The organism is Hoeflea sp., assembly GCF_984452065.1.
In genome coordinates this window covers 1-20,326 of record NZ_CFHWAF010000083.1, presented here as the reverse complement: position 1 = coordinate 20,326, position 20,326 = coordinate 1, and the positions used below count along the sequence as shown (strand labels likewise).

General features: G+C 60.6%; 17 protein-coding genes. 10 read left to right on the top strand and 7 right to left on the bottom strand.

All coding sequences use genetic code 11. The features are described 5' to 3' along the window. The 4 genes from AC5E6N_RS15765 to AC5E6N_RS15750 all read right to left on the bottom strand — a co-directional run. The coding region (locus AC5E6N_RS15765; protein WP_491748704.1) for a calcineurin-like phosphoesterase C-terminal domain-containing protein at nucleotides 1-1,503 on the bottom strand (1,503 nt) is incomplete at its 3' end. 133 nt (nucleotides 1,504-1,636) lie between these two features. Next, entirely contained in the window at nucleotides 1,637-2,398 is a 762-nt protein-coding gene (locus AC5E6N_RS15760; RefSeq protein WP_491748703.1) for an ABC transporter permease, read from the bottom strand. Then, the gene (locus tag AC5E6N_RS15755; RefSeq protein WP_491748702.1) at nucleotides 2,395-3,348 is read right to left on the bottom strand and encodes an ABC transporter ATP-binding protein; all 954 of its coding nucleotides are present in this window, start codon (nucleotides 3,346-3,348) and stop codon (nucleotides 2,395-2,397) included. The genes AC5E6N_RS15760 and AC5E6N_RS15755 overlap by 4 nt, the downstream gene beginning before the upstream one ends. A 257-nt stretch (nucleotides 3,349-3,605) precedes the next feature. Next, nucleotides 3,606-5,282 carry a formate--tetrahydrofolate ligase gene (locus tag AC5E6N_RS15750; protein ID WP_491748701.1) on the bottom strand — a complete coding sequence of 559 codons (1,677 nt, stop codon included), beginning with the start codon at nucleotides 5,280-5,282 and terminating at the stop codon, nucleotides 3,606-3,608. A 104-nt stretch (nucleotides 5,283-5,386) separates the two neighbouring features. On the opposite strand from AC5E6N_RS15750, the gene AC5E6N_RS15745 reads away from it, so the two are divergent. Next, nucleotides 5,387-6,421 carry a GlxA family transcriptional regulator gene (locus tag AC5E6N_RS15745; protein ID WP_491748700.1) on the top strand — a complete coding sequence of 345 codons (1,035 nt, stop codon included), beginning with the start codon at nucleotides 5,387-5,389 and terminating at the stop codon, nucleotides 6,419-6,421. Nucleotides 6,422-6,513: 92 nt separating this feature from the next. Here the strand turns inward: AC5E6N_RS15745 and AC5E6N_RS15740 are convergent, their stop codons facing one another. Then, nucleotides 6,514-7,212 carry a cyclic nucleotide-binding domain-containing protein gene (locus AC5E6N_RS15740; protein ID WP_491748699.1) on the bottom strand — a complete coding sequence of 233 codons (699 nt, stop codon included), beginning with the start codon at nucleotides 7,210-7,212 and terminating at the stop codon, nucleotides 6,514-6,516. 273 nt (nucleotides 7,213-7,485) lie between these two features. Here AC5E6N_RS15740 and AC5E6N_RS15735 point away from each other — a divergent pair, with 273 nt between their 5' ends. The 8 genes from AC5E6N_RS15735 to AC5E6N_RS15700 all read left to right on the top strand — a co-directional run bounded on the left by AC5E6N_RS15735 (nucleotide 7,486) and on the right by AC5E6N_RS15700 (nucleotide 17,081). Next, the gene (locus AC5E6N_RS15735; protein ID WP_491748698.1) at nucleotides 7,486-11,244 is read left to right on the top strand and encodes a nitrate reductase subunit alpha; all 3,759 of its coding nucleotides are present in this window, start codon (nucleotides 7,486-7,488) and stop codon (nucleotides 11,242-11,244) included. Beyond that, nucleotides 11,241-12,779 carry a nitrate reductase subunit beta gene (narH, locus tag AC5E6N_RS15730; RefSeq protein ID WP_491748697.1) on the top strand — a complete coding sequence of 513 codons (1,539 nt, stop codon included), beginning with the start codon at nucleotides 11,241-11,243 and terminating at the stop codon, nucleotides 12,777-12,779. Before AC5E6N_RS15735 ends, narH begins: the two co-directional genes overlap by 4 nt. Continuing rightward, complete coding sequence (gene narJ, locus AC5E6N_RS15725) at nucleotides 12,779-13,492, top strand: nitrate reductase molybdenum cofactor assembly chaperone (protein ID WP_491748696.1); 714 nt, start codon at nucleotides 12,779-12,781, stop codon at nucleotides 13,490-13,492. Before narH ends, narJ begins: the two co-directional genes overlap by 1 nt. A gap of 12 nt (nucleotides 13,493-13,504) precedes the next feature. Then, nucleotides 13,505-14,224 (top strand): respiratory nitrate reductase subunit gamma, encoded by a 720-nt coding sequence (narI, locus tag AC5E6N_RS15720; protein WP_491687693.1) that lies wholly within the window; start codon nucleotides 13,505-13,507, stop codon nucleotides 14,222-14,224. Between the two features lie 3 nt (nucleotides 14,225-14,227). Continuing rightward, entirely contained in the window at nucleotides 14,228-15,133 is a 906-nt protein-coding gene (locus AC5E6N_RS15715; RefSeq protein ID WP_491748695.1) for a peptidylprolyl isomerase, read from the top strand. Between the two features lie 11 nt (nucleotides 15,134-15,144). Then, entirely contained in the window at nucleotides 15,145-15,735 is a 591-nt protein-coding gene (locus AC5E6N_RS15710) for a hemerythrin domain-containing protein (RefSeq protein ID WP_491748694.1), read from the top strand. 123 nt (nucleotides 15,736-15,858) lie between these two features. Beyond that, nucleotides 15,859-16,407, top strand: coding sequence for a DUF2478 domain-containing protein (locus AC5E6N_RS15705; protein ID WP_491748693.1), 549 nt, complete (start codon nucleotides 15,859-15,861; stop codon nucleotides 16,405-16,407). Nucleotides 16,408-16,466: 59 nt separating this feature from the next. Then, nucleotides 16,467-17,081 (top strand): NAD(P)H-dependent oxidoreductase, encoded by a 615-nt coding sequence (locus AC5E6N_RS15700; RefSeq protein WP_491748692.1) that lies wholly within the window; start codon nucleotides 16,467-16,469, stop codon nucleotides 17,079-17,081. Nucleotides 17,082-17,375: 294 nt separating this feature from the next. Here AC5E6N_RS15700 and AC5E6N_RS15695 read toward each other — a convergent pair whose 3' ends face one another. Continuing rightward, nucleotides 17,376-18,182: an alpha/beta fold hydrolase gene (locus tag AC5E6N_RS15695; protein ID WP_491748691.1), complete on the bottom strand. Its 807-nt coding sequence runs from the start codon at nucleotides 18,180-18,182 to the stop codon at nucleotides 17,376-17,378. Between the two features lie 234 nt (nucleotides 18,183-18,416). On the opposite strand from AC5E6N_RS15695, the gene AC5E6N_RS15690 reads away from it, so the two are divergent. Then, nucleotides 18,417-19,226, top strand: a complete 810-nt coding sequence (locus AC5E6N_RS15690; protein WP_491748690.1) for an enoyl-CoA hydratase/isomerase family protein — start codon at nucleotides 18,417-18,419, stop codon at nucleotides 19,224-19,226. A 38-nt stretch (nucleotides 19,227-19,264) separates the two neighbouring features. On the opposite strand, the gene AC5E6N_RS15685 is transcribed toward AC5E6N_RS15690, so the two are convergent. Beyond that, nucleotides 19,265-20,023 carry a glucose 1-dehydrogenase gene (locus AC5E6N_RS15685; protein ID WP_491748689.1) on the bottom strand — a complete coding sequence of 253 codons (759 nt, stop codon included), beginning with the start codon at nucleotides 20,021-20,023 and terminating at the stop codon, nucleotides 19,265-19,267. Nucleotides 20,024-20,326 lie beyond the last annotated feature (303 nt).

Below are 20,326 nucleotides of genomic sequence, written 5' to 3'. Positions count from 1 at the left end.
CCACACATTCACAGCCACCCAGGTGCCGCCCTCCAGATCCGCTCTGGTCAAAAGGTTGAGATCGTAAAGATCGTTGATCGTCACCGGGGGCGGGACGTCCGACGGCACGCCGTATAGCTCGACATAGGCGAGCAGGTCCTCGGCCCAGTCGCGGAACCTCGGCGAATTGAAGGAGACATGCATCTGTTCGTCTTCTTCGCCGCCGAACCTGAAATAGGTGTCGACATAGTCGGAGCCATTGAATTCGATCTGGTAGTAGCCGCGCGGCGAGCCGAGGCGCTGGGTGGATTCCGGCACGCCTTCGTCATTCAGGTCGCCGGCCCACCAGGAACCGGAGACGGCGCCAGTGACAATCTGGTGGAACGGCGCCGACGGCACTTTGGTGTTTTTTTCCCAGCCCTCGTAATCTTCCCCAGGCAGAATGTTTTCCGTGGTGTGCGTGTGGCCGGATAGGCCGAGCACCGGTCGGCCCTCGAGCAAAGCTGCCAGCGCGTCGAAATTGTCGGTCTGGTGTTTTGCCGCCGTGTTGTCGGTGAAGGTCTGGAAGGGAATATGCGCGCTGATGACGATCAGCTTGTCCCGCGGCACGTTGGCGAGATCGTTGGCAAGCCAGGCAAGCTGCCGGTCCGAAATGACGCCGTTATAGGTGGATTTCTTGTCGGGTGAGCAGAACGGATGCGGATCGACGCCGTTACAGGGATAGCGCACATTGTCGAGCGTGACGAAGTGCACGTTGCCGACGTCGAAGGAATAGTATTCCGGCCCCCATTCGGCACGGAATGTGTCGAAGGAATGGGCATCGTCCTCGGCATCGAAGTCGAGGTCGTGATTGCCGCCGACCCAGTATTGCGGAACGCCGCCGACGGCGCCGATGGCCTTGATGCGGGGATAGAGCGACAGGTCGTCGCCGGCCACGTCGCCGGTATAGATCAGGCATTCGGTGCTGCCGTTATCCCGGTTCGCCAGCATTTTGCCGAGGGTCTCGCGCACATAGCCGATTTCGCGGTTGGTGTAGGCCTGGACGTCGCCGAAGATCAGGCAATCGAAAGTGCTGCCGGAGCCGTCTTCGATCAGCGGGAAATTGATCTGGGCGGGCAGGGGACCGGTCGGTGCGATGCCGCCATAGCGCAAATCGGGGGAGCCGGCGACCTTGTGGATATAGTTGAATTGCGGGATCATGTCCTTGTCGACCGGTGTCGCATGACCGGCCGGCTTGGTGACGAAAAGGTTCATGTCGTCATAGGCGGGCAGTTCGTAGCTGCCGTCCGCCCCGGTCAAGACGACCTCGCGACCATTGGAGACCATGACCCCCTGAACGCCCGCCTCGCCGTCGTCCCGCTTTGAATTCCGGTTTGTGTCGAGAAAGACCGTGCCGCGCGCCTTGTCGCCCGCATCTCCGTCGATCGTCTCGACGGATCCGATATAGCTTGCATCCTTGGCGATGGCCGCCGCCGTACCGGCGAGCAGGACAGCCAAGGTCGTCAATAACTTCCTGGAATGCATCATGCCACTCCTTCCTAACGTGTGAGGATGTCAGGTTCGAGTGCTGCCGTGACCGTAGGGTCTCAGTTCTGTGATAGTTTTCTTTCAATTTAATGCCGGCTGCCTGTGACGCCTGTGGAAGAGCGGGATTTTCCTAGTCCCGGATGCGGTAGCCGGTCTTGAAGATCCACATGATGGTTGCCAGACAGGCGGTGAAGAACAGTGCGACCATGGCAAGGCTCAGGCCCACGCCGACATCGCCCGCGCCGAAGAAGCTCCAGCGGAATCCGGAAATCAGATAGACCACCGGGTTGAACAGCGTGATCTTTTGCCAGAGCGGGGGCAGCATTGCGATCGAGTAAAAACTGCCGCCGAGAAACACCAGCGGCGTGATCACCAGAAGCGGGATCAGTTGAAGCTGCTCGAAATTCTTTGCCCGGATGCCGATGATGAACCCGAACAGGCTGAAGGATATGCATGTCATGAGCAGGATACCGAGCATCCAGACGGGGTGGTCGATCCTCAGCGGCACGAACAGATTGGCGGTGAGCAGGATAACGATGCCGATGATAAAGGATTTGGTCGCCGCGGCGCCGACATAGCCGGTGACGATCTCGAGGCTTGAGATCGGCGCGGACAGGATTTCCTGAATGGTGCCGATGAAACGCGGAAAATAGATGCCGAAGGAGGCATTGGACACGCTTTGGGTCAGGACCGTCAGCATGATCAGCCCGGGTACGATAAAGGTGCCGTAGCTGATCCCCTCGATCTCGGCGAACCGCGAGCCGATCGCGGCGCCGAACACGACAAAATAGAGCGACGTCGAAAGAACCGGCGAGACAACGCTTTGAAGCAGGGTCCGAAATGTCCGCGACATCTCGAAAACATATATCGCCTTGATTGCGTGGAGGTTCATGACCGGCCCTTGATCAGATCAACGAAGATTTCTTCCAGCGAGCTCTGATGGGTCCGGACGTCGCGCAGGACGAGGCCGGCCGCCTTCAGATCGCTGAACAGCGAGGTGATGCCGGTGCGCCCCCCGGTGGGGTCGTAGGTGTAGATCAGCGCATTGCCGCTGCCGTCGATCTCCAGGCCGTAGGAGGACAGGCTGTCGGGGATCGTGCCGACGTCGTCGTCCAGTTCAATCCGGATCTGTTTTGTCCCGAGCCGCTGCATCAGTTCGGATTTTTCCTCCACCAGCAGCAGCTTGCCCTTGTCGATAATGCCGACGCGGTCGGCAATGGCCTCGGCTTCCTCGATATAATGGGTCGTCAGGATGATGGTGACGCCGTCCGCCTGAAGGGCACGGACGATGTCCCACATGTCCTTGCGCAGTTCGACATCCACGCCGGCGGTCGGTTCGTCGAGGAAAAGCACGCGCGGTTCGTGCGACAGGGCCTTGGCGATCAGCACCCGCCGCTTCATGCCGCCGGAAAGCGTGACGATCTGATCCTTGCGCTTGTCCCACAGGGACAGCCGCCGCAGTACGCTTTCAAGGTGGTCCGGGTCTCCCGGTTTGCCGAACAGCCCGCGCGAGAACGTCACCGTGTTGTTGACGGTCTCAAAGGGCTCGAGATTGACCTCCTGCGGCACAAGACCGATCAGGCTCCGGCTCTGGCGGTAATTCTCCACCACATCGTAGCCGCCGACATGCACCGAGCCATCGCTCGATTTCACGATGCCGCAGATGATCGAAATCAGCGTTGTCTTGCCTGCTCCGTTTGGGCCGAGAAGCGCCAGGATTTCGCCCTGCCGGATGTCGAGCGACACCGTTTCAAGCGCCTTGAAGCCGCCATCATAGATCTTCGAAACATTCTTGATGGAGCAAATGATCTCGGTTTCGGAATCCGGCGGATTTTCTGTCATGGAACCATGTTTGAGGGGGATTGTGTTCATCCGGAGCGCGGCTTTGCATTCGAGTCTCGCGGGACTTTATTTCAAATTCCGGTTATTTGAAACGGCAAGATGATGCGCTCGAATTCAACCGTGCGGGCGGTTCGCTGTTCGGCCCATGATGTGACGGGCATGCCGACAAAAAAGGCGCCGCGCGGATTTTGCCTCCACGCGGCGCGTTTTTCTTGTGGCGTATCGGACGGAACTGCCGGTCGCCTTGCTTGAAGATCCTAGAACAGACCCTCGATATGACCGGCGTCGTTGAGCCTGATCGCTTCGGCCGACGGCGTGCGGGGCAGGCCGGGCATGGTCATGATCTGGCCGCAGATCACCACGATGAAGCCGGCGCCGGCGGACAGGCGCACCTCGCGGACGGGCACGCTGTGGCCGGTGGGCGCGCCGCGAAGGTTGGGGTCGGTCGAGAAGGAGTATTGCGTCTTGGCCATACAGACCGGCAGATCGCCGAAACCGGCGTCTTCCCACTGGCGAAGCTGGTCGCGGATTTTCTTGTCGGCCAGCACCTCGTCGGCCCGGTAGATGCGTTTGGCGATGGTTTCGATTTTTTCGAACAAGCCCATGTCGTCGGGATAGAGCGTTGAAAACTGGGCCATGCCGCTGTCGGCGATCTCGGCAATGCGGGTGGCAAGGTCCGTGATGCCGGCGGAGCCTTCCGCCCAGTGCTTGCACAGGATCGCTTCCGAACCGAGGCTGGCGACATATTCCTTGACGGCTTCGACCTCGGCATCCGTATCGGTGACGAAGTGGTTGATGGCAACGACCGCCGGCACGCCGAAGGATTTGACGTTCTCGATATGGCGTCCGAGGTTCGCGCATCCGCGCTGAACGGCCTCCACATCCTCGGCGCCGAGGTCCTCTTTCCCGATACCGCCGTTCATCTTCATGGCCCTGACCGTTGCGACGATCACGACCGCATCCGGAGCGATCCCCGCCTTGCGGCATTTGATGTTCATGAATTTTTCCGCGCCGAGATCGGCGCCGAAGCCGGCTTCGGTGACCACGTAGTCAGCGACCTTCAGGGCCGTCTTGGTGGCCACCACCGAGTTGCAGCCATGGGCGATGTTGGCGAACGGGCCGCCATGGACGAAGGCCGGATTGTTTTCCAGTGTCTGAACGAGGTTCGGCTGCATGGCGTCCTTCAGGAGCACCGCCATCGCGCCGTCCGCCTTGATGTCGCGGCAATAGACCGGTGAGCGGTCGCGGCGGTAGCCGATGATGATGTCGCCGAGGCGCTTTTCAAGGTCTTCCAGATCGTTCGACAGGCACAGGATCGCCATCACCTCGGACGCCACGGTGATGTCGAAGCCGCCCTCGCGCGGAAAGCCGTTTGCGACACCGCCGAGCGAACAGAGGATTTCGCGCAGGGCCCGGTCGTTCATATCCATCACCCGCCGCCAGCTGACGCGGCGAATGTCGATATCGAGCGCATTGCCCCAATAGATGTGGTTATCGATCATCGCCGACAGCAGATTGTGCGCCGAGGTGATCGCATGGAAATCGCCGGTGAAGTGAAGGTTCATATCCTCCATCGGAACGACCTGTGCATATCCGCCGCCGGCCGCGCCGCCCTTCATGCCGAAACAGGGGCCAAGCGAGGCTTCGCGGATGCAGATCGCCGTCTTTTTGCCGATGCGATTGAGGCCGTCGCCGAGGCCGACGGTCGTTGTCGTCTTGCCTTCGCCGGCCGGCGTCGGATTGATCGCGGTCACGAGGACCAGCTTGCCGTCGGAGCGGCCGGAGACGCCTGCGATGAACTCGGCCGAGACCTTCGCCTTGTCATGGCCGTAGGGCAGAAGACTGTCTGAGGGTATGTCGAGCTTGGCGCCGATCTCCTGGATCGGAAGCTTGTTTGCGGCGCGAGCGATTTCGATGTCGGATTTGTGGGCCATTGGCGTCTCCGGTCCTGATGGTGCGATCGGTGCTGCGTTCTGTTCTCCGGATTGGCCGACCATCGCAGTCGATGGTCGGCGTCCTCCGGTTTCGGAACGCATCATTGAAGTCATTCGCCTCGATTGACTTTCCTGATTACGTCGTGTTCTTTCGAAAAATGGACATTCTCACCGCCACGAAAACACCGCTCAGGATCGGCTTCCTGCTTGTCGACGGTTTTGCGCTGATGTCTTATTCGGCCGCCGTCGAGCCGCTGCGGGCGGCCAATGCGCTGGCCGGCCGCGACGTCTATGAGATTTCCCAGTTGCCGGTCGTCGGCGCACAGTCGGTCAGCTCGAGCGGCGCCGTCGTCAAAGCCACCACGCATCTGGGCGAGCGTGTCGATTTCGACCTGATCATCGTTGTCGCGGGCGGCGATGCCGAACGGTTCTCGGACGAGCGGGTGTTCCACTGGCTGCGGCACCTGGCGCGCCGCGGTGTCATTATGGGCGGCGTCTCCGGAGGGCCGGTCATCCTGGCCAGATCAGGGATCATGGGCGGGCGGCGCATGACGGTTCACTGGGAGCATGCGGAGGCGCTCGGCGAGCTTTCCCCGTCGCTTCTGCTTGAGCGCAGCATCTACGTCATCGATCGCGACAGGCTGACCTGCGCCGGAGGCATGGCGGCACTGGATATGATGCATGCGCTGATCACGGCGCATCGCGGCCCGGCCTTCGCGCGGCGCGTGAGCGACTGGTTCGTGCATACGGAGATACGCCCGGCCGGCGGACCGCAGCGGGCGGGCGCCATTGAACGGTACGGGACGTCCAACCGGCCGGTTCTCCAGGCCATCGAGCTTATGGAGGACCATATCGCCGACCCCCTGGCGCTGGATCAGCTGGCAAGACTGTCCGGGCTTGGCGCGCGCCAGCTCAACCGGCTGTTTCACGACAAGCTCGGGCGAACCACGATGGGGTTTTATCGTGATCTGCGTCTCGACAAGGCCGATGCGCTGCTGATGCAATCGCCGCTGAGCATCACCGAGGTGGCGCTGGCGGCTGGGTTTGCCACATCGGCCCATTTTTCGGACAGCTACCGGCGCAGGTTCGGCCGTTCTCCGTCGCAGCGCAGACGTTCGGTTCAGCCGCGTCCGATATAGGGCATCGTCGTCGCCATGACCGTCATGAACTGCACATTGGCGTCCAGCGGCAGGGTGTGGGTCAGGCCCGTGGTTACGTGTTTGGCGCTTGTTCAGGTCGCGCGGTCGTCGATGAGCGGGTTCGGTTTTGCCAGCGTCTTCAGCGAGGCGATGTCTTCGAGGCTGATCCTGTTTCCCTGGACAATGACGCCGTAGGGCTTGAGCGTGTTGAACGCGCGCGAGAGATTCTCCGGCGTCATGCCGAGCAGCGACGCGAGCGTGCGCTTGTCATGGGGAAGTTCCAGGGTGCCGCTGTCGCCCTGATCGCCGTTGTAGCGCAGCAGGCGGTTTGCCAGCCGCTCGACCGCCGTGCGGAGTTTCAAGTCCTTGTGCTCCTTCACGACGGTGCGATAGCAGCTCGCCAGTTCAATCACGATCGAGCGTGCGAATTCCTCATCATTCTCGAACGCGTCGCGGATGTTTTCCGAGGGAACCATGAGCAGCTTGCAGCGCTGGCAGGTCCTGGCCGACATCAGATAGACGGCGTCCTTCAGGACCGCCGCGAGGATGAACGTGCCGACCGGACGCACCATTCCCATCGTCGATTCACGTCCGTTGGTGCGCGCGAAAAGTTCAACGCAGCCTTCAATGACAATGTAGAGGAAATCGGCGGGATCGCCCTCGGTTATCAACTCGAGCTGTGCGGGAAAGGTCTGCAGATAGGCGGCCTGCATCAGCTTCTCGAAGTTCGAATCGCTCATGCTCTCGAAGAGTTCCAGCGATCTTACCTGTGGCAGGTCGGACGGGCGCACCGATCAATCCTTTAAAAATATCAAGAGTTCAATTGATGTAGTTAGCAGGCTGTGTGTGGAACTGCAATCTGGTTCGTTGACGTCGGGACCGCCCTTTCTTGCGGCTTGCCGCCGACGGTCTTGTTTCTTCATCGGCGGGGCCGGTGGTTGACTTAGATCAATTCCAGACAGCGGTACAGGGCGGATTGTTCGTTGTAAATCAACGACGAGCGCCCTGAACGGCTCATACAAAAGTTCAGACGGGTTCGCCGCCACCGCAACCGGAGGATACCGATGAGTCAACTCCTCAGCCGCCTGAACTTCCTGGCTCCGAGCAATACGGGAACCTTCTCGCAAGGGCACGGAATTACCACAAACGAGTCCCGCGACTGGGAAGACAGCTATCGCAAACGCTGGCAGCACGACAAGATCGTGCGCTCGACGCATGGCGTGAACTGCACGGGGTCCTGTTCCTGGAAGATTTACGTCAAGGGCGGGATCGTGACCTGGGAAACGCAGCAGACCGATTATCCCCGCACGCGGCCGGACCTGCCGAACCATGAGCCTCGCGGCTGCTCACGCGGCGCGAGCTACAGCTGGTACATGTATTCGGCCAACAGGGTCAAACACCCGCTGATCCGCTCGCGGCTCTTGAGGCTCTGGCGCAAGGAGCGGGCTGTTAAAACGCCGGTCGGCGCCTGGACTGCGATTCAGGAGGATCCGGCAAAGCGGGCCGAATATATCAAGGTGCGCGGGCTTGGCGGTTTCGTGCGGGCCACCTGGGACGAGGTCAATGAAATCATCGCGGCCGCGAACGCCTATACGGCACGGCGCTGGGGTCCGGACCGCGTGATCGGCTTTTCACCGATCCCGGCCATGTCGATGGTCTCCTATGCCGCCGGATCGCGCTATCTGTCGCTGATGGGCGGCGTGTGCATGTCGTTCTACGACTGGTATTGCGATCTGCCGCCGTCCTCGCCGATGACCTGGGGCGAGCAGACGGATGTGCCCGAATCCGCGGACTGGTACAATGCCGGCTTCCTGATGCTGTGGGGCTCCAACGTGCCGCAGACGCGCACGCCCGATGCGCATTTCTACACCGAGGTCCGCTACAAGGGGACCAAATCCGTCGTCGTTTCGCCCGACTATTCGGAAGCGTCCAAATTCTCCGATATGTGGCTGCACCCCAAGCAGGGCACCGATGCGGCGCTTGCCATGGCGATGGGGCATGTGATCCTGCGGGAATATCATCTCGACCGCCAGGCGGAGTATTTCGAGGATTATTGCCGCCGCTACACCGACATGCCGATGCTGGTGCGTCTGGTCAGGAAGAACGGCAACCATGTGCCGGACCGGTTGCTGCGGGCGTCCGATTTCAAGGGCGGCCTCGGCGAGGAGAACAATCCGGACTGGAAGACCGTGGCGATCGACGAAAAGACCGGCGAACCGGTCGCGCCGCAAGGGTCGATCGGTTTCCGCTGGGGCGAGCAGGGCAAATGGAACCTTGAATCGAAGGACGGCAAGGGTCGCGACATCGATCTCGGGATGAGCCTGATCCTCGACAGCGACCACGACGAAATCGCCAATGTCGCCTTTCCCTATTTCGGCAATCGCGAACACGATCATTTCGAAGGTACGGACCATGACAGCGTGCTGGTCCGTTCGGTCCCGGCGAAGCGGCTGGACCTTGCCGAGGGTGAGGCGATGGTTGCCACTGTGTTCGATCTGTTTGTCGCCAATTACGGCCTCGACCGCGGGCTGGAAGACAGCAATTCGGCGACATCCTACGACGATGACCTGCCCTATACGCCGGCATGGGCCGAGAAGGTCACCGGCGTGCCGCGCGAGCAGATCATCACCGTCGCCAGGGAATTCGCCACCAATGCGGAAAAGACCAACGGCCGCTCAATGGTCATCCTGGGTGCCGGGCTGAACCACTGGTACCACATGGATATGAACTATCGCGGCATCATCAATCTTCTGGTGATGTGCGGTTGTGTCGGCCAGTCCGGCGGTGGCTGGAGCCACTATGTGGGCCAGGAAAAGCTGCGGCCGCAGACCGGCTGGCTGCCGCTGGCGTTCGGGCTCGACTGGGGTCGCCCGCCGCGGCAGATGAACTCCACGTCATTCTACTACGCCCATACGGATCAGTGGCGCTACGAGTCGCTCAAGGTCGATGAGATCCTGTCGCCAACCGCGCCTGACGGCCCCTGGGACGGAACGCTGATCGACTACAACATCCGCGCCGAGCGCATGGGCTGGCTTCCATCCGCACCGCAGCTCAAGACAAATCCGCTGGATGTCGCCAAGGCTGCTGAGGAAACCGGCAAGGACGCCAAGGATCTGGTCGCCGAACAGCTGAAATCGGGCGAACTGCAGATGTCCTGCGAGGACCCCGACCACGAGGCCAACTGGCCGCGCAACCTGTTTGTCTGGCGCTCGAACCTTCTGGGTTCATCGGGCAAGGGACACGAATACTTCCTGAAGCATCTTCTGGGCACAAGTCACGGCGTCCTCGGCAAGGATCTCGGCGATGAGGGTCGCCAGAGAGCCATGGAGGCCGTCTGGCACGACGAAGCGCCGGAGGGCAAGCTGGATCTTCTGGTCACCCTGGATTTCCGTATGTCGACGACCTGCGTCTATTCCGACATCGTGCTTCCGACGGCGACCTGGTACGAGAAGAACGATCTCAATACGTCGGATATGCATCCCTTCATTCACCCGCTGACAAGCGCGGCCGACCCGGCCTGGGATGCACGCAGCGACTGGGACATCTTCAAGGGCATTGCCAAGAAGTTCTCCGAGGTCGCCCCGGAAATCCTCGGTGTCGAAAAGGATGTCGTGCTCGTTCCGATCCTGCACGACACGCCGGGCGAGCTGGCGCAGCCGATGGGCGTCAGGGACTGGAAAAAGGGCGAGACCGATCCGGTGCCCGGCAAGACCATGCCGGCCGTGGCGGTGGTCGAGCGCGACTATCCGAACCTCTACAAGCGCTTTACCGCTCTTGGTCCGCTGATGGACAAACTCGGCAATGGCGGCAAGGGCATTTCCTGGAACACCGAGCATGAGGTCGAACAGCTCGGCCGCCTGAACGGCGTGGTGACCGAAGAGGGCGCTACCCAGGGACGCCCGAGGATCGAGACCGATATCGATGCCAGCGAGGTCATCCTTTCGCTCGCTCCCGAAACCAATGGCGAGGTGGCGGTCAAGGCCTGGGAAGCCCTGTCGAAGAATACCGGCAGGGACCACACCCATCTTGCCGTGCCCAAGGAGGATGAGAAAATCCGCTTCCGCGACGTCGTCGCCCAGCCGCGCAAGATCATTTCTTCGCCGACCTGGTCGGGGCTGGAATCGGAGAAGGTCTGCTACAATGCCGGCTACACGAATGTGCATGAGCTGATCCCCTGGCGCACGATCAGCGGACGTCAGCAGCTCTATCAGGATCATTTGTGGATGCGCGCATTCGGCGAGGCGTTCTGCGTCTACCGGCCGCCGATCGACACCAAGACGATCAATCCGGTGATCGAGAGCAAATCGAACGGCCGGCCGCAGGTGGTGCTGAACTTCATCACACCGCACCAGAAATGGGGCATTCACTCGACCTATTCGGACAACCTGATGATGCTCACGCTCAACAGGGGCGGTCCGGTGGTCTGGATATCCGAGGCGGATGCGAAGAAGGCCGGCCTTGTCGACAATGACTGGGTCGAGGTCTTCAACGTCAACGGCGCGATCGTTGCCCGCGCGGTGGTGTCGCAACGCATGAAGGACGGAACGATCTTCATGTACCACGCACAGGAAAAGATCGTGAACACGCCGGGTTCGCAGGTAACCGGCCAGCGCGGCGGCATTCACAACTCCGTCACGCGGGCCATCACCAAGCCGACCCACATGATCGGCGGTTACGCGCAACAATCCTACGGCTTCAACTACTACGGAACCGTCGGCGCGAACCGTGACGAGTTCGTGGTCGTTCACAAGCTTGAGAATGTCGACTGGATGGAGGGTCCGTACAACGGGCAGGTGTCCAAGAATACGGAGGCGGCAGAATGAAAATCCGCGCGCAAATCGGAATGGTGCTGAACCTCGATAAATGCATCGGGTGCCACACCTGCTCGGTGACCTGCAAGAACGTCTGGACCAATCGTGAGGGCGTCGAATACGCCTGGTTCAACAATGTCGAGACGAAACCGGGCGTCGGCTATCCCAAGCAGTGGGAAAACCAGAAGAAATGGAACGGCGGCTGGGTCCGCAACGGCAACGGCAAGATCGAACCCAGGATGGGCGCCAAATGGCGCATCCTGTCGAAGATCTTCGCCAATCCGGATCTGCCCGAAATCGACGACTATTACGAGCCGTTCGACTTCGACTACGGTCATCTGCAGACGGCCGGCGAAAGCCAGACGATGCCGACGGCGCGCCCGCGTTCGCTCGTCAGCGGCGAGCGCATGGAAAAGATCGAATGGGGTCCCAACTGGGAGGAAATTCTCGGTGGGGAGTTTTCCAAGCGGTCACAGGACTACAATTTCGACGGCGTCGAGAAGGAGATCTACGGCGAGTTCGAAAACACCTTCATGATGTACCTGCCGCGGCTGTGCGAGCACTGCCTCAACCCGACCTGTGTCGCGGCCTGCCCGTCCGGCGCGATCTACAAACGTGAAGATGACGGTATCGTCCTTATCGACCAGGAGAAATGCCGCGGCTGGCGCATGTGCGTGTCGGGCTGCCCCTACAAGAAGATCTACTACAACTGGTCTTCCGGCAAATCGGAGAAATGCGTCTTCTGCTATCCGCGCATCGAAGCCGGTCATCCGACCGTCTGCTCCGAGACCTGTGTCGGGCGCATCCGCTATCTGGGCGTCATCCTCTATGACGCCGACGCGATTTCCGAGGCTGCCTCGACGGCGGATCAGAAGGACCTTTATGAGGAACAGCTGAAGGTGTTCCTCGACCCGAACGATCCGAAGGTCATCGAGCAGGCGGGAAAGGACGGCGTTCCGGACGCCTGGCTCGAAGCCGCCAAACATTCACCGGTCTACAAGATGGCCATCGACTGGAAGGTCGCGTTTCCGCTGCATCCGGAATACCGGACACTTCCGATGGTCTGGTACATCCCGCCATTGTCGCCGGTGCAGTCCGCGGCCGAAGCCGGCAAGATCGGCGTGGAAGGCGAGATGCCGGATGTGAAATCCCTGCGCATTCCGGTCCGTTACCTGGCGAACCTTCTGACGGCGGGCAAGGAAGCGCCGATCGTATCGGCACTCGAACGGATGCTGGCGATGCGCGCCTATATGCGGGCCAAGACGGTCGACGGCGTCATTGACGAGGCGATTGCCGAGAAAGCCGGTCTGACCGGCCAGATGGTCGAAGACATGTACCACGTCATGGCCATCGCCAATTACGAGGACCGTTTCGTCATTCCGACGACCCACCGCGAAATCAGCGAGGATGCCTATGATGTACGCGGCTCCTGCGGCTTTTCCTTCGGAAACGGCTGTTCCGGCGGCGCGTCGGATACCGATCTCTTCGGTTCGCGGCGGACCCGCACCACTCAGACGCCAACCGATCTCTTCAAGGAGCAGGTCTGATGAACCGTACGCTCAAGATTGTCTCGCTGCTGCTGACATATCCCACCAGGGAGCTGCAGGACGAGATGCCGGAACTCAAAGCGGTATTGACCGGTGACACCGGTGTTGACGAACGCGCGGTGCGTCTGCTGACGCGGCTCGCCGACAATATCGCCGGGCTCGACCTCTACGACGCGCAGGAGCGCTACGTCCACCTCTTCGACCGCACGCGCACGCTCTCGCTGCATCTGTTCGAGCATGTGCATGGCGAAAGCCGCGATCGCGGGGGTGCGATGGTCGATCTGATGGAGATGTACCGGAAGGGCGGATTCGACATCAATGCGAGGGAGCTTCCCGATCATCTGCCGATGTTTCTGGAGTTCCTTTCGGTCCGGCCCGAAGCGGAAGCACGTGAGGTGCTGGGACAGACAACCCATATCCTTGCGGCTTTGCGGGAACGGCTGAAGAAGCGCAAATCCGTCTATGCCAATGCCTTTGCAGCCCTGGAGATCATCGCCCGGGAAAAGCCGGACGAGGCGCTTCTTGAGGGCCTTCTTCAAGAACCCCCGGACGATCCCGATGATCTGGAGGCCCTCGACCGCATTTGGGAAGAAGAGGTTGTGACCTTCGGCGGCAATGCCGGGGAGAACGCCTGCGGGCCGGACCGCCTGCAGCGCCAGTTGCGTGCTCATCAACGCAAGCCGGACAGCGGCGCCGCCGCGCCGAACGCCTGAACGGAGGCTTTCATGTCGAATTATCTCAATACACTGCTCTTTACCGTTTACCCCTATGTGGCGCTGGCGATCATGATCATCGGCTGTATCCTGCGCTATGACCGCGAGCCCTATAGCTGGCGATCAGGCTCCTCGCAGCTCTTGCGGCGCAAGCAGCTTGTCTGGGGCTCGGTGCTGTTCCATGTCGGCATATTGTTCCTGTTTTTCGGGCATTTTGTCGGCCTTCTGACACCGCATTTCATGTACAAGCCGTTTATCTCGGCCGAAGCGAAACAGATGCTGGCGATCGTGGCCGGATCGATTGCGGGAATCATCTGCTTTATCGGTCTGACCATGCTGATCCACCGGCGGTTTTTCGATGCGCGAATCCGTGCAACCTCGACATTTGCCGACAATGCGATCCTGATCATCCTTTGGGCGCAGCTCGTGCTCGGTCTCATTACCGTGCCCTATTCACTGCAACACGCGGATGGATCGGTCATGCTGGCATTGTCGGAATGGGCCCAGCGTATTCTGACGCTGCGCATTGACGGAACGGCGGAACTGGTCGCGGCGCAGGCCTGGCCGTATCAGCTGCACATCCTTCTCGGGTTGACGATCTTCCTCATCTTCCCGTTCTCGCGGCTGGTGCACATGCTGTCCGCGCCGATACGCTATCTGTGGCGGCCGGGTTATCAGGTCGTGCGCGAGCGCAACCGGCGTGAAGCGCCCAACAGGATACCGGCGGAGTAGATCATGGCGACGATTTACACCAATCCGTCGCTTGCCCCCGACCGCAAGGCGGCGAAAAGCTATTCCGGCTATCAGAAGCCCGATACATCCGTGCCTCCCAGGGCAAAACCGGTTGCGCGCGCGCTCAGTGTCAACGGCATCGTAATTGAAGAGGCCGAACTGCTTGCCGAAGCACAGAACCATCCGGCGGAAAATCCCGGCAAGGCTCTGGCGGAGGCGGCAAGAGCCCTCGTCATTCGCGAATTGCTTTGGCAGGAAGCCAAACGTCTTGGCGTCGACGCCAAACCGGCAAGAGACGGTCAGGGGCGCCTGGAAGCCGAAAAGGACGCGGCCATCCGCGTCCTGATCGACCGGCAGGTCAATATCCCCTCGGCCGATGAGGATGCCTGCCGGCGATATTTTGAGCAAAACCCGGACCGGTTTTCCTCCGAACCGCTGATCGAGGCCCGGCATATCCTGCTGGCGGCCGCGCCGGACAATATATCCGCCCGGAGGCAAAAGCGGGCCCTCGCGGAGGAACTGATCGGCCGGCTGAAGGCGCGAGCCGAGGAATTTCCGGCGCTCGCGCGGTCCTATTCGGACTGCCCCTCGGGCAAACAGGGCGGCAATCTCGGGCAGCTCTCGCGCGGCAGCACCGTTCGCGAATTCGAACAGGCCGTCGCGCGGATGAGCGAGGGTGAGATTTCACCCAGTCCGATAGAAAGCCGCTTCGGCTTCCACGTGGTTTCGGTCGAACGCAAGGTTCCCGGCCGCAGGCTGCCCTATGACATGGTTCGGGACCGTATTGGCGTGTGGCTCGAGGCAGGGGCGTGGTCGAGGGCCGTATCCCAGTACATTTCCATTCTGGCGGGGCGTGCCGATATCCGGGGTGTTGACCTGGAGACGGGCGACGGGCCACTGGTGCAATAGGATCGAAGGCCATGAGCAGGCTTGAGGAAGCGAGAACCACGGCGATCGCAGCGCTGAAAACGCCGCCGCCGGTCGCGCAATTCCTCACACCGCTTCAATATATCCTGACGGACCATTTTCGCCAGCGCACGCTCTGTCAGGTGCTGGAGGAGTTTGTTCAGGGCCATGAATTCGATGCGGAAAAAGCAAGCGCCGCCCTGCACTTCATGATGGCGGATTTCAGCCTGCATGTGATCGATGAGGAAGAGGACCTTTTTCCGCTGCTCAGACGGCGTGCCATGCCGGAAGATGACATCGGCAAGGTGCTTGACGATCTCAGCTCGGAACATGCGGTTGACAGGGCTGATGCCGACCGTATCGCCGGCATGCTGCGCGACGCCCTGAAAATCGGTGGCAGGGGATTCCCCGGCCCGGAAAACGCCGGGCTGCTGGATCGCTTTGCGAAGAACGAAAGGCGGCATCTGATTGTCGAGAACGCCATTGTGATGCCTCTTGCACGGGCGCGGCTCACCGCTCTGGATCTGCGCGGTCTCGGGCGGCGCATGGCGGTGCGGCGGGGTATGGAATACCCCGGTAAAACCGGTGCCGCCATGCTGCTGTGAGCCGGCCCGCCGGCGGCGAGGTGGCGGGCGAGGGCGGGTTCCGGCGGTCCCGCCACCAAACCCGCGACCTTACAAATCGGACTGAAGACTGTATAAAAGACTGTAATGCCAAGGAGTTTCTGGATGAGCGCGATACCTTTCCGCAGGCTTGCCGCGATACGATTTGCGCCGGAATTTCATATTGATGTGGTGCTTGACGAAACCGTTCAGGCTTTGCGTGGCGACGGTCTTCGCATCGCTGGCGTCGTGCAGCGTGAAAAGGCTGAGAGCGACGGCTGCTGTCCGGTCACCTTTCTTGAGGATGTCGCGACGGGCCGGCGGTTGCGTATTTCGCAGGCCCTCGGATCGGGCTCGAGGGGGTGCCGTCTCGATCCCCAGGCCCTGGCAGGCGTGTGCGGCGATTTGATCGCGGCGCTTGAGGGCGGTGTCGATCTTCTGGTGCTCAACCGGTTCGGGAAGGGAGAAGCGGACGGTCACGGCTTTCGTGCCGTAATCGAAAGGGCGCTTGACAGAAATGTTCCCGTTTTGACAGCCGTACGCGATACTTACGCGGCCGATTTCGAGGCTTTTGCGGGCGGCATGGCGGATATTCTGCAACCCCATAAGGATGCAGCCGTCCAGTGGAGCCGGATTGCGACCGGTGTTACACCGGCTCAAGACAGTGCCGCCTGATTTTCCGCACCGGCGGGGATTGATGTAAGGTCATCTGCGGACCAGTTTCGGTCCGCCGAGTGTCCGGAGGTGCCGTGCGAATACTGATCGTCTTCTGTCATCCCCATGAAGAAAGCTATACGGCATCGGTTTTCCAAAGCGTACAGTCGACGCTTGTCGAGCGCGGTCACGAGTTGCGGGTGATCGACCTGCATCGAGAGAATTTCGATCCGGTCCTCAGGCGTGATGAGTGGTATTCCTATTTCCACGCTCCTGAGAACAACATAGCCGCGCTCAAAGACCATACCGACGCGCTGCAGTGGGCCGATGCACTCATTCTGATTTTTCCGACCTGGATGTACGGCCCGCCGGCGATGCTGAAGGGTTGGCTGGAGCGGGTCTGCCTGCCGGGCGTTGCCTTTGATGTGCCGGCCGGAAAGGATACCCGCATCACCGGCAAGCTTCATAACATCCGGCGTTTCTTCGCCATCACCACGTCGGGCTCGCCGCGCTGGTGGCTGCAGGCGATTCGCAATCCGGGCCGCAACTTCCTGATGCGCGGCATGCGCATCATGTTCCATCCGCGTTGCCGCATGAAATGGTTGCAGCTCTACGACATGGACCACGCAAGCGAGCAGGCGAGACAGCGCTTCATCAACAAGGTTACGCGCGCCCTTTCCAAGTTGAATGGCTAGCGCGCCTATGGTGCGCTGCGCTGCACAAAAAATGAGCCTGCCGCCCGTTATTTCGCCGACAGCGCATAATGGGTCGGATTACGAGACTTGAAGCCTGTTCTATAATATATTGAAAGATATTATGAAAATTGCGCGCATGCTGTTTGGCACATGGCTTGCTTCGTTAAGAGCGGGTCCAGAGGGGACCGTCACAGGACACCGACGGGTGTCCCGGAGGCAAGGCCACTGGCAGCACGGTTCGTTAGAAACCGGCGCCGGTGGCCTTCATTTTCCGGGTGGATTTTATTGCCGTTGTCAGCGCGGGGCCGAGAGATCGTTTTCCAGGAAGTCCGCCAGGGCCCTGGCGGTCAGGTCCGTCTTTTCGATCTGCAGATAGTGGCCGCAGTTTTCAAGGACAATCTGCCTTGAGTGTTTCAGTTTTCCGGCCAGGGAGACCACGGTTTCGGCAGGCACCATTCGATCATCCGCTGCGGCGATCAGCAGAACAGGGATAGCGATGTCGCCCAGCCGGTCGGTCAGATCGTAACGGCTGCAGGCAAGGAAATCGTCATACACGACATTTTGCGGGCAATTGAGAAGACGATCGCGGGCCGCGTCCTTGAGCGCGATGTCAGTATCGCGATGCCAGGAATATCTGACGATATTGCCGATGGTTGCTTCAAACTGATTTTGTAGCCCGTCCAGAATAGCCGGGCTGACATTCAACTTCGCGGCACTGGCCAAAACACCGATCCCGGCAAGGCGCGGATTGTTCGCCACAGCGAGCGTCAGCGCGATGCCGCCGCCCATGGAGTGCCCCGCCAGCAGGACGTTTGGCAAGTTCAGCACATCAAGGAATTCGGCAATTGCCTGCGCATATTCGGCGACCGATTGCCGGCTGCCGCCGCCGGATTTGCCGTGCCCCGGCAAATCGACAGCGAACACGGGAATCGACTTCAAACGGCCGCCGTCGGATGCCTGCGGTTCCAGCCATTCGGCCGGCCAGTCGTCCGTGCTGCCGCCGGCGCCGTGAACCAGAACGACTGCCAGCCCATCCGCGCGCTCATCCGCGCCATTGCGGATGTAAAACAGTTCCTGGTTTTTGATCGCGACTGTCGGCATGTTTCCTCCCGGATTCCCGCACAAAGCCTTCGCATGTAACCGATGGGTATTCCAGCCCGTTTTCCGTTGCGCGACGACGAAGATAATGCATATCCGGGAAATGAATGTTAGTCAGTTTCCCGGATATGCTGCTTCACGGTGCCTGGCGGGTTGTTTGACTGCCTCAGCGGGCGCCAATAGCCTGAGGTTCGGCGTGGGCCGTACCAGCAGACTTCTGAAACGGAGGAATTTTCAATGACCGACCGGTATGCGGCCTATTCGAAACTGAAGCTCGATTATCCCGCGGAGCGTATTCTCAGAATCACGTTCAGCAATCCGAAGAGCTTCAATTCGGTTGATGGCGAGACCCACGGTCAACTCACCGATATCTGGCGTGACATCGATCGCGACCCGAAGGTCAACGCGGTGATCGTCACCGGTGAGGGAAAGGCCTTTTCCTCCGGCGGCGATTTCGAACTGATCGAAGAGATGGCGGATGACTATGGCACGCTCATGCGGGTATGGAAGGAAGCCAAGGACCTCGTCTACAACATCGTCAATTGCAATACGCCCATCGTTTCGGCAATCAACGGTCCGGCGGCGGGCGCCGGCCTGGTCGTCGGCCTTCTGGCGGATATCTCGATTGCCGGCAAGGCCGCGCGCATCGTCGACGGCCACCCGCGTCTCGGCGTTGCCGCGGGCGATGTCGCGGCGATCATATGGCCGCTGCTTTGCGGCATGGCGAAAGCCAAATACTACCTCCTCACCGGCAAGCCGGTAACGGGAGAAGAAGCCGAGCGCATAGGACTTGTCTCGCTGTGCGTGGAGGACGCGGAGCTTCAGGATACGGCCCTGACGATCGCACGTGATTTGTCCAGCGGTTCTCAGAGCGCCATCCGATGGACCAAATATGCCCTCAACAACTGGCTGCGCTCTGCCGGTCCGATTTTCGATACATCGACGGCGCTCGAAATGCTTGGCTTCATGGGACCGGATGTCCGCGAGGGGCTGGCGTCCCTGCGCGAAAAGCGCAAACCGGAGTTTGATCCCGACTGCCCGATTTAACGGGTTGGCGGCCTGAAGCGGCCTGCTACAAGCCGCCGTCAGCTCATTGTCAGACCGCCTGATACGGAGATTGTCTGCCCGGTGATGAATTCCGCGTCGTCACTCGCCAGGAAGCAGACGATGCCTGGAAAATCCGACGTCCGTGCCAGCCTTCCCACCGGAATGGCCTTTTCCAGCGCCGCCTTGATACGCTCGCCTTGCCCGTCGCCGGCAAATTCCGCAAAAAGCGGCGTGTCGGTCGGGCCGGGGCAAACGGCGTTGAGCCTTATGCCGCAGCGGGCAAGCTCTCGCGCCATGGTCTTGGTGAAGGCGATGATCCCGCCCTTGCAGGCGGAGTAAACGGCTTCGCCGGTCGATCCGACCCGGCCGGCATCCGACGCGATGTTTATCACGCGGCCCCGCCTTTGCTTGACCATGAAGGGCAGGACGGCGTGATGGACATGCAAGGGACCATAAAGATTGATGTCGATGACCTTGGTCCAAAGATCCGTGTCGGATTCCACAAACGGCACAAGCCGGTCCCATCCCGCGTTGTTGACGAGGATATCCATCGAACCGGATTGCGCCAGAGTGTCGACAGCGCCGAAGACCGCCTCCCGGTCGGTTATGTCAACTTTGAATGCCCTGGCATTGCCGCCGTCTTCCGCGATTGCCGCGGCAGTGTTCTCCGCTCCTGCCTTGTCGACATCCAAAACGGCAACGTGCGCGCCTTCCTCACCAAGCCTTTGGCAGATCGCCGCGCCGATGCCGCTTCCGCCGCCGGTGACAATCGCGCTTCTGCCTTCAAGACCTCGCATAAACCCACTCCGCCAATTGCATATCGCTCACATTGCCGGGAAGAATAGCGCGATCGATCGCGTTATGCGATTGGGTGCGGCTTTTGGTCCATCCCGGGCGGCAACGCCCGATGCCGGCGGACCAAAACGCACTCCATTGACGCCTCCGGAAGCAACAGAACTCGGATTTTTCAGGGTCTTCTCCATAACTATTTATAGGGGTTGTATTATATTTACCGGAGACGGGGCTCCGGCTCTTTGCGTCTTGTCGCGGCACCGGCGCGGATGCCTAAAAAAGGGGCGTAATCGCGCCAAAGCCGTTGA

Excerpts from the sequence above, each read along its gene's own strand:
- AC5E6N_RS15705 (WP_491748693.1), top strand. The coding sequence starts at position 15,859 with ATGAGCGCGATACCTTTCCGCAGGCTTGCCGCGATACGATTTGCGCCG.
- narH (WP_491748697.1), top strand. The coding sequence starts at position 11,241 with ATGAAAATCCGCGCGCAAATCGGAATGGTGCTGAACCTCGATAAATGC.
- AC5E6N_RS15690 (WP_491748690.1), top strand. The coding sequence starts at position 18,417 with ATGACCGACCGGTATGCGGCCTATTCGAAACTGAAGCTCGATTATCCC.
- AC5E6N_RS15755 (WP_491748702.1), bottom strand. The coding sequence starts at position 3,348 with ATGACAGAAAATCCGCCGGATTCCGAAACCGAGATCATTTGCTCCATC.
- narJ (WP_491748696.1), top strand. The coding sequence starts at position 12,779 with ATGAACCGTACGCTCAAGATTGTCTCGCTGCTGCTGACATATCCCACC.
- AC5E6N_RS15710 (WP_491748694.1), top strand. The coding sequence starts at position 15,145 with ATGAGCAGGCTTGAGGAAGCGAGAACCACGGCGATCGCAGCGCTGAAA.
- AC5E6N_RS15735 (WP_491748698.1), top strand. The coding sequence starts at position 7,486 with ATGAGTCAACTCCTCAGCCGCCTGAACTTCCTGGCTCCGAGCAATACG.
- AC5E6N_RS15695 (WP_491748691.1), bottom strand. The coding sequence starts at position 18,182 with ATGCCGACAGTCGCGATCAAAAACCAGGAACTGTTTTACATCCGCAAT.
- AC5E6N_RS15685 (WP_491748689.1), bottom strand. The coding sequence starts at position 20,023 with ATGCGAGGTCTTGAAGGCAGAAGCGCGATTGTCACCGGCGGCGGAAGC.
- AC5E6N_RS15715 (WP_491748695.1), top strand. The coding sequence starts at position 14,228 with ATGGCGACGATTTACACCAATCCGTCGCTTGCCCCCGACCGCAAGGCG.
- AC5E6N_RS15750 (WP_491748701.1), bottom strand. The coding sequence starts at position 5,282 with ATGGCCCACAAATCCGACATCGAAATCGCTCGCGCCGCAAACAAGCTT.
- narI (WP_491687693.1), top strand. The coding sequence starts at position 13,505 with ATGTCGAATTATCTCAATACACTGCTCTTTACCGTTTACCCCTATGTG.
- AC5E6N_RS15760 (WP_491748703.1), bottom strand. The coding sequence starts at position 2,398 with ATGAACCTCCACGCAATCAAGGCGATATATGTTTTCGAGATGTCGCGG.